This window comes from Candidatus Neomarinimicrobiota bacterium (assembly GCA_041154365.1).
In the GTDB taxonomy this organism is placed as follows: Bacteria; Fidelibacterota; Fidelibacteria; order Fidelibacterales; family Fidelibacteraceae; genus Fidelibacter; species Fidelibacter multiformis.
In genome coordinates this window covers 1767343-1787655 of sequence record AP035449.1, presented here as the reverse complement: position 1 = coordinate 1787655, position 20313 = coordinate 1767343, and the positions used below count along the sequence as shown (strand labels likewise).

The window sequence follows — 20313 nt, the reverse complement described above, 5'->3', positions numbered from 1 at the left end:
CCCGCTACGCGGCTTTCAATCACCACTTCGTGGTGTTCAAGCACCTCACTTCGTTCGGTGTTCAAACGCTGCTGTGCAGCGTTCAAATCCATTATCTTTCATAAGCTGATATCTTGATACAACTGCCACAAAGTCTAAATGAAGACTGTATTTAATCCATTAAATAATTCGAAACAACACATATATGATTAACAATATTATATTGCATTGTGTCGCACTTCGCTGTATCTTACCCCCGGGGTGGGGGGCGTTACCTAAGCGAAATCATATATTCCATCTCTCTTATAATCCCGGTTAAAAGCAGCTAAAACCCCCACTCCTATTAATTATATTTAAGAAGTTATAAATAGCGACAGGCCGTGGCCTGTCTGAAGCTGGCATCGCTCCTGGTGTTTCAATCAAATCAATCAAACCAATCCCTCTGCATCTCTGCGGGAGGCATCACTCAAAACTCAACACTCCAACTCAGAGGCAGGACACGTCCTGCCTCTACAACTCTCCACTCTCCACTCTCCACTCATTCAATGTATCTTACCCCCGGGGTGGGGGGCGTTACCTAAGCGAAATCATATATCCCATCTCTCTTATAATCTCATCTTAAAATCAGTAAAATCTCACAGGTCGGTCAACCGACTGTCCACTTCCGACTAAAAAAGTGACACGTAACAAGTAACGCGTGACGAGTGGGTTTAGGGGACAGGCTTTTGTTGACGGGAAAGATATTGGATCAGGCCGATAGTCCTGTTTTTGATTTCAAGTGATTATTCCAAACTATTTTATACAATTAACTAAGTTATACTAATAAATATTACATAAAATAAAAATTATCCCACAAAAACCACTTGTTACTCGTCACACGTTACGTGTCACTGCCCCGCCCCATTTCACGGGGCAGGCAATCAACATCTGGAAGTTGGAAGTTGGAAGTTAGCGTCGCTTCGCTCCTGGTGTGTCAATCAAATCAATCAAACCAATCTAGTCAATCGACTTTTCGACTTTCGACTTTCGACTGTCAACTGCCGACTGCCAACTACTGTCTAAACGTCTATATGATATAAAATTAACTGCAAATAAAATCAGAAAAAAATATATAGAAACTACAAAACCCTTTCCATGCGGAAAAATTTTTCCGGTTTGGATGCCAGGGCTTTAGCCCATTTAAAACCGATATAACCGCCTAAAACGAGTCCACCCAGACCCAGGAAAAATTGATACAGTTCCAGGGGGATGGCAAGGGATTGGGGATGGAAAATATAACCGATTATAAGTCCGGCAATAAAACCCAGTCCGGGAATACCATATTGTATGGCAGATAACTGGATCATGAAGGAGGAAGTTTCAGTGAGTTCCACCAAATCGCCGGGTTTCGCGTCCAGGTTATTCAGGACCGGAATCCGGACCGGTTCATTGCGGGATTTCAGGGGCAGGACAGGGAAGAGGGGGAGGGAGTACCGGGAAGGAGCGCGCTGAGGTTGCATCAGCACGATGGCATAATTACCTTCGAGTGTTTCCACCTTTCCGTTGCTTTGAGCCGTCATGGACATCAGGCATCGGTCCCTTCTTCATCCAGGCTCACCAAAACATGGTTCGGGCATTTCTGTGTGGGAAGTTCGTTGCGGTCACCCCATGTATCATAGTTGAAATGAGCCAGGCCATTTTCCAGGTACATCTTGTCATCACCTGCTTCCCGGACACAAATGCCGCACCCGATACAGGCCCGTGTACAGACCAGCCGGGAATATTTTCCAGCATCCTGATTTTTGCATTTCACAAAGACCCGGTGACTGACAGGATGGAGTTCGATAATATTTCGCGGACAGGCTTCCGCACATTTGCCACATCCCACACATTTATCTTCAATAACCACCGGAAGGCGGTTTTCACTCATATACATGGCATCGAAGGGGCAGGCATCCACACAATCGCCAAATCCCAGACAGCCCCATTCACAGAGTTTCATGGCACCACCGCTGATATGCGCTGCCACACAGGACTCAAGTCCCATATACTCGCCTTTAACGGCCATTTCATTCAGGCCGCCCTGACAGAGGACCCGGGCTTTCAGGGGCTCTCCCGCTTCCACTTCCACACCCAGAATTTCAGCGATCTTGTTGGCCGTTTCCACACCGCCTACGGGACACCCGTTAATGGGTGCGTTACCTTTGACCACATTCTCGGCGAAATTCATACATCCCGCAAATCCGCATCCACCGCAATTGGCTCCGGGAAGGGCATCATTGACCTTTTCAATCCGGGGATCTTCTTCCACATGGAGCTTCTTATTGGCAATGGCAAGTCCCGTGGCAAACACCAGGCCGATTCCACCCATACCACCCATCGAAATCAGAATGGCACTTAAATCCATATTTATTCCTCTGTCTTTTCAGTCCGGGCGGGATTGATCGAACACCCCGTGATACCGCAGGAACTGCAGCCACTGCCTGATGAAAGACAGTCTGCACCGGGATAATCCCCTTTCTTACGATAAAAGGTTTTGTTCATGATGACCATGCCAAGGGAATATATGAGTCCCACTGCCAGCATGACGGCAATGGTGGTTATGATGCTTGTGATGTTCATGTCATGTCCTCACTTTTTCCCTTGAACGACCGCACCGGGTTGACGTTCCTATATTAATCCTGCAAATCCCATAAAGGCCAGGGCAAGACTTCCGGCAATGATCATGGTGATGCCGGCTCCCTGAAAATGTCGGGGGACATCCGCCAGTTCCAGTTCTTCACGGATTCCTGCCATAATTACCAGCGCCAGGGTAAAGCCTGCACCGGCGCCAATTCCATATATAAGACTTTCCATAAAGCTGTATTCCCTGAGAACTGCAATGAGTGCGAGTCCCAATATGGCACAATTGGTGGTGATCAGGGGGAGAAAAATGCCCAGGGCATCATAAAGGGGCTTGCTAACCTTCCGGATAAACATTTCCACCAGTTGGACCAGGGAAGCGATCACCAGGATGAAAGAGACATACTGGAGAATCTCAAGATTGTAGGGGACCAGTAAAAGGTGATATATCAGCCAGGTGACCACAGCTGTAATGGTCATGACGAATGTGACCGCCATCCCCATGCTGACCGCTGAATCCACCCGTTTTGAGACGCCCACAAAGGGACAGATTCCCAGAAACTGGCTGAGGACAAAATTATTGACAATTGCGGCTGAGATAAAAATTACCAGTAGTTCCATCAGCGTGCCCTCCTGTCATTGATCCAGTTTGAAGCGCCGATCATGAGTCCCAGTGTAAGGAAAGCCCCCGGCGGCAGGATCATTACCATCCACGGGCTGAAAGAATCCCACATAATCTGGTATCCCAGAATCGTCCCTGACCCCAGAAGCTCACGGATGGCACTGAGTATCAAAAGCACCAGGGTAAATCCGAGTCCCATACCCAGGGCATCTAGGATGGATCGTCCCACTCCGTTTTTCGACGCAAAGGCCTCCTGACGGCCCAGAATCATGCAATTCACAATAATCAGGGGAATAAAGGGTCCCAGATTTTTGCTGATTTCCGGATAAAAAGCTGCCAGGTAGCGGTCTGCAATGGTGACAAAGGTCGCGATGATCACGATAAAACTGGCGATCCGGACCTGTTTGGGAATCATGTTTCTGAGAAGGGAAATCAGGGTGCTTGAGCAGATTAAGACAAATGAGGCTGCCAGCCCCATGGCCAGTCCGTTCTCAACGGATATGGTGACAGCAAGGGTCGGACAGAGTCCCAAAAGGGCAATCAGAATGGGATTCTCTTTCCAGATACCCTTGGTAAAATCTTCTATCAGTGATACTTGTTTTGCCATACTTCACCTACTGATTGATGGATTCAAACGCCGATTTGGCGGTGGGAACGTTTTCATTTAAAATTGTAATGACTGCATTGGAAGAAATTGTTGCTCCGGTAATGGCTTCAATTTCCGAATCGCCATTTGCTTTCTGGTTTTTTACATAGGTCAGATTGCCGGTCTTTTTCCCCTGAAACTGGTCGATGAACCAGGTTTCGCATCCTTCCCGGGAGGGATCATAGGCGATTTTGGTTCCCAGTCCCGGTGTTTCCTTCTGGCTCAAAACCGTCAGACCGGTAAATGTACTGAAATCCGGTGTAACCCCAACCATGAGTGAGATAATATCCTGAAAACCACCGCCTTCGGCGACAAAGGCCACACCTGTGATATCGCCGTTTTTATAGCCAACATAAAAGGTAAAATCACCAGTTTCCCTGATTTTTTCTTCGTCGGTATGGGGCAAAACCTCTTTTACGGCCTGTTGGATTTCCTGTTGCCGGTATTCGTCAATTTTCTTTGACGTGTAGGCATCCCAATAGGAAAGAAGTCCGCCGGATAGTGTAGAGATGATGGTCAGGACGAGTATCATTTTGACTGAGGTATTCATGCGCGAGCCTCCCCAAAAAATTTCGGTCGTGTAAATCGGTTAATGAGAGGTGTCAATCCGTTCATGAGCAGGATGGAATACATCACACCTTCCGGCAGGCCACCGAAAAGGCGGATGATGACCAGGATCAATCCGGCTCCGACACTGTAAATCCAGGTCCCTTTGATGGTGATAGGTGATGTGACCATGTCCGTAGCCATAAAAAAGGCACCCAGCAAAAGTCCGCCGGAAAGGAGATGGAAGAGGGGACTGGGATAAGTGGCGGGATCTACCATCCAGAAAATGCCGCCGAAAACGGCCACACTTCCCAGAAATCCCACGGGAATCCGCCAGTCGGCATGCCGGAGTATCAGCAGAAAAATGCCACCGGCCAGGAGAGCCAGGGCGGAAGTTTCTCCCAGGGATCCCCCCACATTGCCTATGAGCAGGGGTTTGAGATGAGTAAAGATCTTTTCATATTTCAGAAGTCCCAAAGGCGTTGCTCCTGTAATGGCATCTGGGGATACGGCACCGGTATAGGCGTTCATGTCTGCATAGCGGGGTAAGACCCATGTTGTCATTTTTACAGGGAAACTGGCCTGTAAAAAGGCACGCCCCAGCAGCGCCGGATTAAAAATATTGCATCCGAGTCCGCCAAAAATCTGTTTTCCGATGGCGATGGCAAAGATCGAGCCCAACACACAACCTGAAACAGGGAAGGTGGGAGGCAGGGTTAACGCCAGTAAAAGACCTGTCAGAAAGGCGCTTCCATCATCCAGTGTATCCGGTTGTTTGCGGATACGGGTAATGACCAGTTCCGTCACCATGGCCGCTAAAATGGATGTACTGATCATAAAAACAGCTTTCAATCCAAAAAAGACCACGGCGCCGATCACTGCCGGTGTCAGGGCCAGGCTAACACACCACATGATTTTCGGGACATTATCTTTTGTCTGGGAATAGGGCGAAGATGCCATGGTCAGTGGCCGCCCCTTGGGTTTGTATAAACGGTCCCGCGGGTCTTTTTTGGGCTTGGGTGCCGGAGCTTCTTTTTTGGGCTTTTCCGACACTTCGGCAGACTGATCAGATGTTGTTTTTTCGTTTTTTTCCATCCGTTCACTCATGTTTATGATGCTTTTTGTTTACGTTTTAATTCGGAGACGCGCATTTTTCCCACGCGGAGCCATTGGACAAGGGGAATGTGAGCCGGACATGAAAAGGCGCAGGATCCACATTCAATGCAGTTCTGAATCCCCAGTTTTTCCGCCTCTTCATATTTCTTATGTTCGGTCAATTTTGCCAGTTTGGTGGGGAGCAGGTACATGGGACACGCATCCACGCAGGCACCACAACGGATGCAGGGGAAGTGCTCTACCATGGTGATCATTTTCGAGGTGTTACAGACAATTCCTCCTGCCGCTTTGATCACGGGGACTGATAAATCGTATTGTGCCTGTCCCATCATGGGGCCGCCCATGAAAACCATGGTGGTTTCATCCTTTACACCCCCACAAAATTCCACCAGGTCATTGAAAGGTGCTCCAATGCGGGTAAGCAGGTTTTTTGGGTGGACAATCCCGTCTCCCGTTACCGTTGTAACCCGTTCCACCAGGGGTTTTCCCTCTAATACGGCATCTGCCACGGCTTTGGCAGTGGCCACATTGTTCACTACGACACCCACGTCCATGGGGAGTCCGCCGGCCGGGACTTTCCGGTGCAGGACCGATTCAATGAGCATTTTTTCTGCTCCCTGGGGATATTTAACCTCCAGCGGTACAACCTGAAAACTGTAACCCAGATCCTTTACACGTTTGCTCATCATCTCAATAGCATCGGGTTTGTTGTTTTCGATGCCGATATACCCGTTCTCCACCTTCAGAAGGGACATGATGATGTTCATGCCGGCCAGTATCTGATCTGTGTATTCAACCATCAGCCGGTGGTCTGATGTCAGATACGGTTCACATTCCACACCATTCAGGATAAATGAATCGATTTTTTTGTCAGCGGGAGGATTAAGTTTTACATGGGTAGGAAAGGCGGCGCCTCCCATCCCTACAATCCCAGCTTCATTGATCAATTTGATCAGTTCCACACGTGGAGCTTTTTCCCAGTTCTCCGGTATGGAAAGCAATTCCCAGTCGTCTTCATCCCCCGTTCGCTCAATATGAACCATTTCCACCCGCATGCCCAGGGGATGGGGAAATTTATCTACGGCTTTTACAATCCCGGTGATACTGGCATGGACCGGGGCGGAAACATACGCACTGCTCCGGCCGATAACCTGCCCGGTCTTTACCGTATCTCCCTTTTTGACAAGCGGTTCACATGGGGCTCCGATGTGTTGCTGTAAAGGAATATACACCTGCTCCGGAAGAGGCATTTGCTCAATTTTCTTGTCATGACTGAATTCCTTGTACTCCCCCGGATGTATGCCTTTTTTGAATGTTCGTAATTTCAAGGCTCAAGATCTCCCACTTTATTCAACCTGTCAGGTTGTACGGTTTGCAATTTCATTACTGTCTACCGGACATCACAGGCCGAAATATAGAAAAAACTTTGAAAAATCTAAAATACTTTACCAGCTTTATTTATTGAATGATACAAAAATAATCATTAAGCTATTGAGACAATTGCGTTAACTTTTCAAAGGGGTGTGTTACTAAACATATTGATGGTTCTAACGAAGAGAGATTGGAATGACACGGAATGAGCTGAAGAAAGTGGAAGCGTTCAAGGCCAACAGTCCTGTGGCTTCCGTGCTGATGATACGGGAAATAACCCTGAGACGGACCCGGGACGGCAAGCCCTACCTGGATCTGGTATTGGGGGATATGACCGGACGGATCAATGCCAAGGTGTGGGAGCAGGGAAAGGAACTCGCCGAAATTCTGAAAACCGGCCTTCCTGTGGGGGTCCGTGGACAGTGCGAAGAGTACCTGGGAACCCTCCAGCTGATTGTTTCTTCCATTAAACCCCTGAGCTCCCAGGATCTGGAGGAGATGGGCATTTCATGGGAACACTTTTTTCCGGCGACAAAAAGGGACCGGGAACTGATGTGGGAATCGGTTTTAAATGCCATATCCGTCATGGAGGATCCCTGGCTGAAAGAACTGACCATGGCTATATGCAAGGATCATGAACAAAAGATAAAAAACCATCCTGCCAGCCTGAAACTCCACCATGCCTATGTAGGCGGTTTCCTGGAACATGTGTATACCATGGTGACTCTTGCCGAAACTGCCGCCGATGTGTATCCGGTGAACAGGGATCTTCTCATCAGCGGTATTATCCTCCATGATATCGGCAAACTTGAAGAACTGAACGGCTTTCCCGATAATTTTTACACCGATGAAGGGAATTTTATCGGACATACCGTCCAGGGGTACAGTCTGATCCAGGATTATATCCGGAAAACTGAGGGATTTCCGGAAATGACAGCCCTGAAATTGAAACATATCATTTTGGCCCATCAGGGGGAATATGAATACCAGGCTCCTAAAAAACCGGCTTTCGATGAAGCTTTGCTTGTCCATTATATTGATGAACTGGATGCCCGCATGAATATGATGAAACAAATTCGGGAGGAAGACCTTTCCGAAGGCATCTGGACCAGTAACCGGAATTACTTCCGGATACCCATACTGAAAGAGGAGGATCATGACGAATAGTTATGCGCATTTTGAACGAAACCGCCGTGTTGTGGAGACAGGTGTATTTTTAGCCTTGTTTTGGGGACTTGGATATGCCTTTTTGTACGTGCCCAATGTGGAATTTATTCTTTTCGTTGCATTTTTAAGTGGTCTTCTCCTGGGATGGATCCGGGGTGTCTTTGTCGCTTTTCTGGGAGAACTGGTGTTTTCCGTTGCCAATCCCATGGGGAGTGGACTCGCTTATCCCCCAATGTTGGCCGCACAATTGCTGGGATTTATCCTGGTCGCTTCTGCAGGTTTCTGGCTTCGGCCGGTGATCCGGGGCATCCGGCAAGAAAAAAAAATACTCATATCTCTATTTGGAGCAGGCGGATTGCTTTTGACTTTTGTCTATGACAGCCTGACAAGTCTGGCTTTTCCCCTGGCTTCCGGCTTTACCGGTGCCCAAATATGGGCGGCTTACCTTTCCGGGCTCCCCTTTTACGGCATCCATATTCTATCCAATACCCTGATATTTGCCATCTTAGGCCCTGTTTTGGTTCAGTTTGTCACTAAAAAATATCCCCACTATCTGGCTTCATGAGGTTTTTTATGTTTTACAAATTCATCGTGATGATCCTGATGACCGCTTCTTTTGTATCCGCCCAAAACCTGGGTATTGAAAAATATGGGAAAGAATTTACTTTTTTACCGGATAATCTGGACGGCATATCCCGTCTTTCCGCTGCCTGGACCCGTTCACAGCACCCCGGGAATGTCCCGGATGTAGATTCCACGGTTTCAAAAGCAAACTGGCAAAGTGGCGATTTCGGACTCTCAGATGTCCGCATTCTTTTTTCTCCCATGTCATCACAGGGACGCTGGGTTCTGGCCGGGCAATGGCTTACATACGAAGGTTACAGCCAGTTAAAGAAAAATGATTTTCTCGCTGTTTACCAAAACCCGGATCACACTTTGAAATTGAGTGTGGTGAACACGAAACCAAAGCTTTATAATCCCCTTTCCAATCAATTCACCCAATGGGATGCCCGGAACCACCACCTGAACTGGAGCATGAAAAAGTCGGTGGGAGATGTGGATATAGATACCTATCTGGATGGCCGGTATGGACGCTTTAAACCGGACCGGGGGGATTCTTTGCTGGCAGGCAGCACCCAATATGCTGAAATGGTAGGTGGATTGGTACTTTTCAAAGACTGGTGGTCTCTGAACCTGGAAGGGGAGTGGTATGAATCCTGGCCTGGAGATGAGCACTTTCGTTTTTCCCAGATCAACCTTGTTCCCACTTTTTATCATCCCTTGGGAGAAGCCGGTTTTACCCTCTCATCCAATAATGAATCAGTGTTCGGATATGACGGCTGGATAGCCGTCTCCCGATGGGGAGCCCGTGTAAAGATTGCCCTGGAAGCCCGCTTTTATCCGGCTGTTTTAATAACCCAATATGGAGCCGGCACGGAAGCCGATTTTATCACAGCCCGCTTCGCTGTGGACCAATCCTTTGGGCGGCATATCCGGTTACAGGCCAGTCATCACTGGAGCTACCGCCGGACTGAAACCTATGCCCTTCAATATAATACCACAACGGATCGTGTTGAAGCAGTGACTGATGAGCCGGCCCTCCTGATGCAGGGTGAAGGTAGCCTGGAAATCGGTGGAGAAACATTTTTGGCAGATCTGTCCTGGAATTACCGGGATTTTAACGGATTGGAATATCTCTGGTATCATCCTGGAAGAGTCAATATCCTGCCGGGTATCCAGGCCGGTACCACCCTGTTTCGAAACCTGGATTTGACCTTTCGTATCGAAGGACTCTGGCAGGTGCATGATGACCCCGGAGAACTCTATTTTATTCCCGAACTTCCCGGGTATGTTCCCGGGGATCAATATACCGGTTATACCGTCTCCGACTGGACACTGAACGGGAAAGTATCCGCACGGGTAAAAACACTCACCCTTTCCGCAGGTCTTGAAAATGTCCTTCAAAAGGAGGTTTATACTGCCCGCAACCTGATGCCGAACGACCGGATGTTCATTCTGGATATCGAATGGCTGTGGTATCGCTGATATAAATTATCAGTATAAAAAGTTTTAAATATTCAATATCTTGATTTTACTGATAATGGGCGTTAAATTTAATCTGTTAAGGAGTATCCGGTTAAACAGATGTTTCCCCCAAACCAATATATGGATTAGGCGCCATGAAAAAAGCGATGTGGTTTTTCAGGATTTTTTTGTGTTTCGTGATTTTCTTTGCGAAGCTTGCGGCTCAGGATGATTTTGACGCTCTCTTTGGGATCGAAGATGAAGATTCTTTATTTAGGGAGGATACTACGATGGCTGGTGAAGAGCCGGTTGATGATCTGGATCTCTTTTTGGAAGGGGAAACAGTGGAAAGTGCAGATGACCTGTTTCTGTTTCCCGAAGAAGTGGTGGATAAGCCTTCTGAACAGACTAAACAACCGGCAGAGGCAGTCCCTGCCCAAGGCAAACAGATTCAGACAGGGGAGAAGCGGAGTTTTATTGTATCTATAGGTGCTGTTTCACCAACTTTGGTAAGTGTAGATCTGATGACCTGGAATTCATCGGTAGATTTTCGTATGAGCGCACGTTTGCCCATCCTCCTGTTTAAAAAGGTCCATGCCGGTGTGGATATTTCTACGTTCCGCTTTGAAAATTCCCTCCCACAGGGGGGACTCTATTCCGGTGTTGCGGCTTTTCTCAGCTTTGAACGGCCCTTTCATCCGGGAATGTTCGGTGTGGGTGCTGGGATTATCAGGGATGCTCCGGGATTTTATCTGGAACAGAGTTACGGGCTTACGAAGGGAAAACGCTTTCCCATTCAGGCAGGCGCCCGGGTAATTTTTACATCGGATATCCTGGGAAATGGATGGGGTAACTGGCTTGAACTGGGACTCCGGATGGGTTTCAGGGTCTTCTGATAAGGGGATGATTGTGAATACATATAAAAGGATTATCCGGTTTCTCTTCGTATTGATCCTGTGGACCGGATTTGCTTATGGTACAGTCAGTGTGAGTCCCGGCAGTAAAGTGGTCAGCGAAACATCCACATCTACAACTTTTACCATCACAGCGGACGAAGCCTGGACCGTTACAAAAAATCCTGCCGATACCTGGATAGAATCCATTTATCCCACTTCAGGAAATGAAACGGCCATTGTCACCATTGGTTTTACCCGGAATGCCCATTCGTCGGATGCCAGATCTTCGGTCCTGAGTATTACAGGGGGAAATTCCTTTATTCTGACTCAGGAAGGGGATACGGAAGGACCCCAGGCCATTGCCGGTGATGATTTTGCTGCGGCCAATACAGCCAATCTCGATGGAAGTGCTTCCACGGATAATATCGGTATTGAATACTATGCCTGGTCTAAGGTATCCGGTCCCGGATCCGTTGTTTTCGGAGATGCCACGGCGGCGGCAACCACAGTCTGGGCCAGCCAGGAAGGGGATTATACCCTTCAATTGACAGTGACTGATTCAGCAGGCATGTCCAATTCCGATCAGGTAGTTATGACCTGGGATCAAACCCCGCCTCTTATCAACAGTGTAAGCTTTTCTCCTACATCCGGCTGGCGGAAAGTGGGCGAAAGCATCACCCTTAATATCAATGCCAGTGATGATACGGATCTTTTTATCAACAGTGTTCAGATCAATGGTGAAAATGTCACCGCCGGGACAGCCTCGGCCGTTGTGTATACGATTGAAGAGGGAGATACTGATATCGGAGAGAATGAACAAATACCTGTCAGTATCATCCTTGAGGATGCGGCCGGCAACACCAATGTGGCCTATACCACATCACCGTCCGCTGATCAGTCCCCTGCCATCGATGCCAATAAACCGGTGATTACCGGTGTGTCGTTCGTGCCTGCCAGTGGATATCATAAAATCGGGGATGCCATCACTCTCCGGATAACATCCACAGAAACCGATCTGCTCCGGAATCAAATTCAGGTGAACAACCGGAATGTGACCAACATGACCGATGAAGGAGGGGGAATTTATACCGCAGTCTATACGGTGATTGAAGGGCATGATGATGTGGCGGAAGATGAACAGATTCCCATTTCGGTGAAACTCTCCGATCAGGCAGGCAATCTGAGCGATACTTTTACCTCTTCACCCTTACCCAATGTGACACCGGCGATTGATGCCAATAAACCCGTGATCACGTCGGTGGTCTTTTCACCCACATCCGGCTGGCATAAAATCGGGGACAGTTTTACCATGACCCTCTCTGCAGGTGAACCGGATCTTACAGAGAATGTAATTACAGTCAATGGCGCGGCAGTGACAAATTTTACCGACAACCTGGATAATACGTACACTGTGACCTACACCGTTGTCGAGGGCCATACAACCATAGTAGAAAGTCAGCAAATTCCCATCAGTGTCCGGTTGACAGATATAGCCGGCAATGAAAGCGCAGCCTTTACCACTTCACCTGCAGCCAATGTGAGTCCGGCGATTGACGGCAGTAAACCGGTGGTTTCATCTGTTGCTTTTTCCCCATCAACCGGTTTACTGAAAGTGGGAGAATTGATCCGGTTGAATATTCAGGCGGGTGAGAGTGGATTGATCACCCAGGAGATCACCATCAATGGGCAGGTAGCTGATTTGGTGACAGATAACGGAGATGCAAGCTATACTGCAGAATATACCATTTCCGAAGGAGATGACGACATCGATGAAGATGAAACTGTACCGGTCCGGGTTATTTTCCGGGATGCTGCAGGAAATACCAACGATGCCTACACCACATCTCCTGCCTATACCCAGTGCCCCGGGATTGATGGACATTCACCGGTTATTACAGCTGTCTCTTTTTCTCCCAACAGCGGTATTTTGCCCATCGGTGATGTGATTGAGATGACATTTCAAACCGGTGAATCCGGTCTTAGCGCTGCGGCAATCTTGGTGAACAATATGGATGTCACGTCAACCCTCCAGGATAACAATGATGGATCCTATACGGTACAATACACCATTGTGGACGGACACACGGACCGGAGTCCCACACAACAAATCCCCATTTCCATTACCATGCAGGATGATGCAGGAAATCAGAACGCAGCCTATACCACACCTCCTTCAGCCAGTTTATCGCCCGCCATCGATGCCAACAAACCATTGATTAGCGGTGTCAGTTTTGATCCCTCAAGCGGCTGGCGGAAAATCGGAGAAAATATCACCCTTACCATTTCCGCAGGTGAAACGGGACTGAATAACAAAACGATTACCGTAAATGGAAAAGCAGTAACGGGTTTTACTGATCTGGGTGACGGATCCTACCGTGTAAACTATACGGTGGCTTCCGGTGATACGGATATTGGAGATGCTGAGAGAATTCCTGTCAGCGTGGTGCTTATAGATGATGCAGGGAATGAGAATTCTCCCTACACGGTTTCACCTGTCGCCGGATCCTGTCCTGCCATCGATGCCCATGTGCCGGTCATCAGTAACCTGGCTTTTTCTCCGGCTTCCGGGTGGCGGAAAATCGGAGACAGTGTCACAATCTCACTCAATGCCGGTGAGTCCGGTCTGACGCTGATCAGCGGGACAGTCAATGGGAAAAGTGTTACCGGATTTACTGACAATCTGGATGGGACATATTCAGCAATCTATACAGTTGTTGAAGGGGATAACGATATCGCAGGATCGTCACAAATCCCCGTCAGCTTTATCCTTGCAGATGCAGCAGGGAACCAGAATACGGCGTATACGACATCCCCCAATGCTTCCGTGAGTCCGGCGATTGACGGACATAAACCATCGATCAGCAGTCTCACCTATCAGCCTTCGTCCGGATGGCATAAAATCGGGGAAAGTTTTACCCTCACCGTGGACGCCAATGAAAGCGGGTTGACAGCAACAACGTTCACACTAAACAGTAAAAATGTAATTTCAAGCTTTACAGATCTTGAAAACGGGACTTATTCCGTCACATATACCGTATCTGCTGGGGATCAGAATATCGGTGAATCGGATCAGATCCCCGTCAATATTGTGTTGCAGGATGCCGCAGGGAATGCCAATGATGCCTACACTTTGGCAGCTCCGGCCACATCGACGCCTGCCATTGATGCAGGCGCACCGGTGGTCACCACAGTCAGCTTCAGTCCGACTTCAGGATGGCGGAAAATCGGTGAAACCGTCACCATGACCATCCAGGCCGGAGAAAGCGGCTTAAACGAAGGGACCATCACGGTAAACGGTGAAGGTGTTAGTGGATTTACCGATAGGGGTGATGGCTCGTATACGGTGATTTACACAGTGGCTTCAGGTCATACCGACATTGCCGAAAGCGAGCGGATTCCTGTCAGTGTCACACTCATGGATGAGGCAGGAAACGAAAGCACAACGTATACCGTATCTCCCCTGGCAGGTGACTGTCCGGCTATTGATGCCAATGCACCTGTCATTACCGGGGTAAGTTTCGAGCCAGCGTCCGGATATCATACCATCGGTGAAACCATCACGCTGCTGATCAATGGAAATGAATCGGGACTCACAGCCGGAACCATCCAGGTGAATTCGAAAAGTGTCACCGGGTTTACAGATTTAGGGACGGGTTGGTATTCTGCCGTGTATACCGTTGCCGAAGGGGATGCCGATGTGGCTGAAGATGAAGAGATCCCTCTGAGTGTGACCCTGAAAGATGCCGCCGGCAATGAAAGTGCCGTTTTTTCGGATTCACCCGCTGCAAGTGTTTCTCCGGCGGTGGATGCCCAAAAGCCGGTGATTACAGGTGTCAGCTTTTCACCTGCTTCCGGTTGGCTGAAAATCGGCGAGACCATCACGATGACCATTCTTGCAGCGGAAACAAATTTGCAACCTGTATCCATATCAGTCAATGATCATCACGCTACAGAATTTACAGATCTGGGGGATGGTACTTATACCGTGCTTTATACCGTTGCTTCCGGGCATACGGATATTGCCGAAAATGAAACCATTCCTGTCAGTATTCAACTGTCAGACGCAGCAGGCAATGTGAGTTCAGTGTATACCGTGTCTCCATCAGCCACCGTGTCTCCGGCCATTGATGCCAATAAACCGGCCATATACAGTGTCAGTTATTCACCTGCTTCCGGGTGGCGGAAAATCGGAGATGTGGTGGGTTTAACCTTTAATGCTGGGGAAACGGGACTTTTTGAGGAGTCCATCACGGTGAATGGCAAAGCAGTCACACATTTCACCGACAATCTGGATAACACCTATACCGTGAATTATACTGTTGTGGAAGGGGATACGGATATCGGAGAAGGAGATCGTCTTCCCCTGAGCATTCAGGTCCGGGATGCCGTAGGAAATCTGAGTCCCGTTTATGATACAGCTCCCGATGCTGCCAACTGCCCTGCTGTTGATGCCACACGTCCTGCCATTTCCAGTCTCACCTTCAGTCCCCAAAGCGGCATTCTGTCCATCGGTGAAATACTGAATGTCACGGTTTCAGCCGGTGAAACAGGATTGCTGGAAAACGCCATCACCATCAATGGAAAAGCCGTCACAGGGTATACGGACAATTTAAACGGGACTTACACCGTGACATATACTGTAGATGAAGGAGATCCAGACCGGGGAAGGAACGACCAAATACCTGTGAGCATTGTTCTTGCCGATCCTGCAGGAAATACAAACGCTGCCTATACCAGTGCCCCGGCTCCATCTCTCACACCTTCCGTGGATGCCAACCGCCCCGTGATCACATCGGTAGCCTATTCACCTTCTTCCGGCTGGCGAAAAATCGGGGACTCTGTTACAGTGACAATCCGGGCTGAAGAATCAGACCTGGTGCTTTCGTCGTTGACGGTCAATACAAAATCCATCACAAGTGGGTTTACAGATCACGGAAACAATACGTACACGGCAGTTTATACAGTGATTCAGGGAGATCCGGACAGAGGAGAAAATGAGCAAATTCCCCTTCAGGTGATCCTGGCAGATTCAGCAGGAAATGTGAGTGCCACGTTTAATTCATCGCCCTCTGCGACAGCCTGTCCCGCCATTGATGCCCATACACCTGCAGCTCCGCTGATACCTGTTTGCTCAGCCGGTTCTTACATCAATCTGGAAGAAAGTGAATCATTTACCCTTGAAGTGGATTTCAGCGCATTATCCGCCGTTTCAGGTGATGTGCTTGCCCTCTATGTCAATGCAGGCTCCCTTTCCACCCATGTTTTGGATGTGACGGATGTGAGCGCCGGAACCTATACCTTTACACTAAGTGGAGATATGATTCCTCCGGACGGATCAAAATCCTTCACAGCCCGCCTGACAGATGCGGCAGGCAATGCCGGAACACTCAGCCCTGTTCTCGATGTCATTCTGGATCGTGAGGTTCCCCAGGCAGTCATTTCATATTCCGATTCCCTTGTCAAAGCTTTGGAAGCCGTGACCATCCGGGTTGAATTCTCCGAAGGAATGGCATCCAATCCTCTCATATCAGTTAATTATACAGGGAGCGATGATGACATTTTGAATGCCTTGCTTTCCCCCATTGCATTATCGGACAGTCTGTTTAGTTATGCCCTGACCATCCCTGCAGGAAGTGACAACGACGGATATGCCACGGTAAGCGTGTCCGGCACGGATCCTGCTGAGAATCCGGTACAAATTCTCTCGGGAAATCAATCCCTCCTTGTGGATAATACACCGCCTGCATCCTTTGCAATTTCTCAGGTGACGGTAACCGGAGAGGATGTGATTCATACATCCACGCCAAATATCCGTTATTATAATATGTCAGCAACTGCCGTTAACGTTACGGTGCCGGTTGCTGCCGATGTTTCACTCATCAACGGGCAGACCTTTTTGGAAATGAAATTGGGGGCCAATCCCTGGAAAACCGTGGGAGATATCCGGACCATCCCCCATATTGCAGATCAGACATTCATTGTAACAGATGAAATACTCGCCCGGGACCTGAACGGTTTCAGCACAGGTGACGGGAAAACCATTCAAATCAGGGCAACCCTTGAGGATATTGCCGGGAACAGCACCACCAGTGCAAGCGCCGTTGAAACGATCTATCTGGACCGGATACCACCGACAGCCGGAACAGTGATGGATAGTTTGAATGTGGATCTGGATTATACACGCTTTCAGACAATCCCCGTTTCCTGGAAGAATTTTTCAGACAACCACAGCGGCATTCAGCGTTATGATGTCCGTGTGGATAGTGATAATCTCTTCTTTTTGCCCAATGCCTGGGAATCTGCCGGACTGGATACGTTTAAACTGGATTTGACCATTGACGGCGGATATCAGCATGGTGATACATATTTCTTTTCTGTCCGGGCTGTGGATACAGCCGGAAATGTCTCGGACACGACCATATCCGATGGGATCATGTTTGACTATATGGCGCCTTTATCATCGCCTGTTGTGAGTGACTATGTGTACGACACACATTATATCCTTCACGACACACTCCGGGGTACCTGCAGTGATAACGGAGCAGGTGTAAAGCGGGTCCGTCTGGCCATACAGCGTGAGAGTGACGGGTTTTACTGGAATGGAGCTGACTGGCAATCTGCCGTGACCCGGGTTCAGGGGCGTATTTCTGATGCCGGGAATTGGTATTATCCCACCTTGCCGGCTCAGGCTCTGGATGATCAGGAAATGTATGAAATCCAAACCACAAGTGTGGACAGTGCCGGAAATATCCAGGCATCCCCGGGATCTGATACATTTCAATATCTGAGCCAGGCTCCCCCGGATTTTGTCAGCACTCAGAGTGATACCAGTATTCTGGAGGATCGGGCTTTGCTTCTGACTCTTGGGGCTGATGACAACAACCGCCATACCCTAGCACCGGAACGCCTGACCTATCATCTCGACGAAGGTCCGGATGGGATGGTGTTTACACGGCAAAATGATACGACAGCTGTTCTTCAGTGGCAGACGGACAATGAAGATGTAGGGACCCATGCTGTCCGGCTGCTTGTCCGCGACCATACGGAATTGGAGGATACCCTGGCATTCAGTCTGACCGTTCTGCCTTTGAATGATCCTCCCTTTGTGCGTCTTCCCCTGCCGGATAAAAGCATTCCGGAAGATACGCAAAATTATATCCTCCTTAACCGTCTTGAGACCTATTTCGACGATATGGATGCGACAGACAGTCTGCGTTTCAGTGTGATTTTCAGCCGGGAGGATGCCGTGGATTCCGTCCATTTCCGGGCGGCACCGGGCGATAAAAGCACAGAAGGTATTTCAGCACGCCTGAACCGTCAAAAAGGCACGGCATTTCTATCCTCCAAAAAGATCGAAAAGAATGACCTTGCCAAAGAAAAATCCTATCCCGGCGGATTGCTGCCTTCATCCCATCAAACACAGATGATTGTGTATCTCACGTTGGATTTCTACGGGGATGTGGATATGGTGATTACAGCCACAGATGACAGCCTGGAAACCATAAAAGACACCCTCAGGCTCACGGTAACGGCCACCAATGACAAACCTCTTATTGCCGCCATTCCCGATACGACATTAAGCGAAGACAGCACCCTGGTTGTAAGGGTCCATCTTGCCGATGTGGAAGCAGATCCCCTCAGGATTCGGGTTATCAGTGATACCACGGCAATTCCCGACTTTACGGCTGCTACCGGCCTGGATACGGGATATCATGACATCACCATACCTGTTCAGGAACACTGGTTCGGTATGGCAATCGTTCAAATGATTGTATCAGACCGGAGCTTATCGGATACAAGTGCCTTTCAGGTGACTCTGCTTCCGGTCAATGATCCGCCGGCTCCTTTTGATATTCTGTATCCACCTGACAATCAACGATTGACAAAAACATGGCCGGACACAGTGCGTTTTCGCTGGACCGGAGCAGTGGATGTGGATAATCCGGTGTTGACATACCGCTTTTTATGCCGGACCGATTCCCTGGATACGCTGTTTTTAACCTCTGATACGGTGTTTTCACTGCCGGTTCAGTCTTTGAATTTTCCCCATGCATCGGAAGGAGATGTGACCTGGTCTGTGACGGCAGCGGATGGCGAATTTACCACCGCTTCAACAGATACCTTTACCTTTAACCTGGATCCTCCCGTGATGAATGCCACTCCCGACACGCTGACAATGACCTATATTCTGGGAGTGGATTATGATACCACGTTTATATTCCGCAATGAGGGATATAAACCCTTGTCATGGAACTGTCTGTATAAGCCGGACTGGCTGGCTATGGAAAAGATGGACGGAAATATCCTCCGCAATGCCCGGGATTCGATTACAGCCACTATCCGCCCGGATCAGATGGAATATGGATATCTGTCAGATTCCCTCCTCATACGAACCAATATGCCCGATGGGGCGAATGTGATACTCCGGTTTCTGGTGGAAATGGTAACGACAGGAAAATATTCCATCGCTGTGGTACAGAATGCAGTTTTTCATCAATATTTCGATTTTATTCTCAACGACAGTCTGGGGATGGCTGATTCGGTGGAGTTTTTTGTGGATGATGAACCGGTAAGTATTAATGCCATAAGTTCATACACTTACACAGCCCGTTTACACCAGCCGGAAGCCGGCAGCCATGAACTTAAGGTTCTCTCTTATGGTTATGCAGGCATGGCAGAGATCATCCGGCATATATCGGTGGTGATGACAAAATCCATGTCAGACTGGAACGGACAGAGTGCAGACGGGAAATTGGGTGTCTTTGGGAAGAGAGGGACTGCCAGAGAAGACATGCGACTACTTCTTGTAGATTCCACTTTTCATGCAGGTTCATCGGATCACATACTGTATCGTCTGGGGCTGTCCGGAGAAACCTTTGATGCACCGGTTCTTTTAACCCTGAAAGAAGGTCGTGAAAACCAGGCATTATATGTTAAAATGGGTGATGTATGGCAGGAAATTCCCACACTATACCGGAACAACGGATTAAAAGCATGGACAAGAAATATGGGAGAATACCGCCTGGGTGAGAAAACCATATATGTCCCTGAAACAACGGAACTGACCGGTAATTATCCCAATCCCTTCAATCCATCCACAACCCTCACCTTTGATGTGGGATTTGAGGATGGGCCGGATCAGCTGATCCGGTGTGATATCTACAATATCCGGGGCCAGCTCATCAGAACACTCATACATGACAGGCTGGCGATCGGCCGGTATGAATGGCGCTGGAACGGACAGACAGACACGGGGAAGCAGGTTTCCAGCGGGGTATATATAACCCGTTTTGTCAGCAGTGCCGGGTATACAAAAACCCTGAAAATGACCCTGATACGGTAGG

13 protein-coding genes are annotated in these 20313 nt (G+C 48.7%); 5 read left to right on the top strand and 8 right to left on the bottom strand.

Features of this window, described 5'->3' with window-relative positions; translation table 11 throughout:
* Positions 1-1097: 1097 nt before the first annotated feature.
* The 8 genes from strainIA91_RS07600 to rsxC are packed head-to-tail and all read right to left on the bottom strand — an operon-like array spanning position 1098 to position 6838.
* Positions 1098-1538, bottom strand: coding sequence for a SoxR reducing system RseC family protein (locus tag strainIA91_RS07600; RefSeq protein ID WP_400166183.1), 441 nt, complete (start codon positions 1536-1538; stop codon positions 1098-1100).
* A 5-nt stretch (positions 1539-1543) separates the two neighbouring features.
* Positions 1544-2365, bottom strand: a complete 822-nt coding sequence (locus tag strainIA91_RS07595) for an RnfABCDGE type electron transport complex subunit B (RefSeq protein ID WP_400166182.1) — start codon at positions 2363-2365, stop codon at positions 1544-1546.
* Positions 2366-2367: 2 nt separating this feature from the next.
* A complete protein-coding gene (locus tag strainIA91_RS07590) occupies positions 2368-2580 on the bottom strand; it encodes a hypothetical protein (protein ID WP_400166181.1) in 213 nt (70 codons plus the stop codon).
* Positions 2581-2628: 48 nt separating this feature from the next.
* Positions 2629-3201: an electron transport complex subunit RsxA gene (gene rsxA, locus strainIA91_RS07585; RefSeq protein ID WP_400166180.1), complete on the bottom strand. Its 573-nt coding sequence runs from the start codon at positions 3199-3201 to the stop codon at positions 2629-2631.
* On the bottom strand, positions 3201-3809 hold the full coding sequence (gene rsxE, locus strainIA91_RS07580; RefSeq protein WP_400166179.1) for an electron transport complex subunit RsxE: 609 nt from the start codon (positions 3807-3809) through the stop codon (positions 3201-3203). Before rsxE ends, rsxA begins: the two co-directional genes overlap by 1 nt.
* A gap of 7 nt (positions 3810-3816) precedes the next feature.
* Positions 3817-4398, bottom strand: a complete 582-nt coding sequence (locus strainIA91_RS07575) for an FMN-binding protein (protein ID WP_400166178.1) — start codon at positions 4396-4398, stop codon at positions 3817-3819.
* Positions 4395-5489, bottom strand: coding sequence for an RnfABCDGE type electron transport complex subunit D (locus strainIA91_RS07570; protein WP_400166177.1), 1095 nt, complete (start codon positions 5487-5489; stop codon positions 4395-4397). The genes strainIA91_RS07575 and strainIA91_RS07570 overlap by 4 nt, the downstream gene beginning before the upstream one ends.
* Positions 5490-5503: 14 nt before the next feature.
* Entirely contained in the window at positions 5504-6838 is a 1335-nt protein-coding gene (gene rsxC / locus strainIA91_RS07565; protein WP_400166176.1) for an electron transport complex subunit RsxC, read from the bottom strand.
* A gap of 238 nt (positions 6839-7076) precedes the next feature.
* On the opposite strand from rsxC, the gene strainIA91_RS07560 reads away from it, so the two are divergent.
* From strainIA91_RS07560 to strainIA91_RS07540, 5 genes are all read left to right on the top strand, one after another.
* On the top strand, positions 7077-8048 hold the full coding sequence (locus tag strainIA91_RS07560; protein WP_400166175.1) for a 3'-5' exoribonuclease YhaM family protein: 972 nt from the start codon (positions 7077-7079) through the stop codon (positions 8046-8048).
* Positions 8038-8613, top strand: a complete 576-nt coding sequence (locus strainIA91_RS07555; RefSeq protein WP_400166174.1) for a hypothetical protein — start codon at positions 8038-8040, stop codon at positions 8611-8613. The genes strainIA91_RS07560 and strainIA91_RS07555 overlap by 11 nt, the downstream gene beginning before the upstream one ends.
* Before the next feature lie 8 nt (positions 8614-8621).
* Positions 8622-10094, top strand: a complete 1473-nt coding sequence (locus strainIA91_RS07550) for a hypothetical protein (RefSeq protein ID WP_400166173.1) — start codon at positions 8622-8624, stop codon at positions 10092-10094.
* A 134-nt stretch (positions 10095-10228) separates the two neighbouring features.
* Entirely contained in the window at positions 10229-10969 is a 741-nt protein-coding gene (locus strainIA91_RS07545; RefSeq protein WP_400166172.1) for a hypothetical protein, read from the top strand.
* A gap of 13 nt (positions 10970-10982) precedes the next feature.
* Positions 10983-20312, top strand: coding sequence for a PKD domain-containing protein (locus strainIA91_RS07540; protein WP_400166171.1), 9330 nt, complete (start codon positions 10983-10985; stop codon positions 20310-20312).
* Position 20313: the final 1 nt, after the last annotated feature.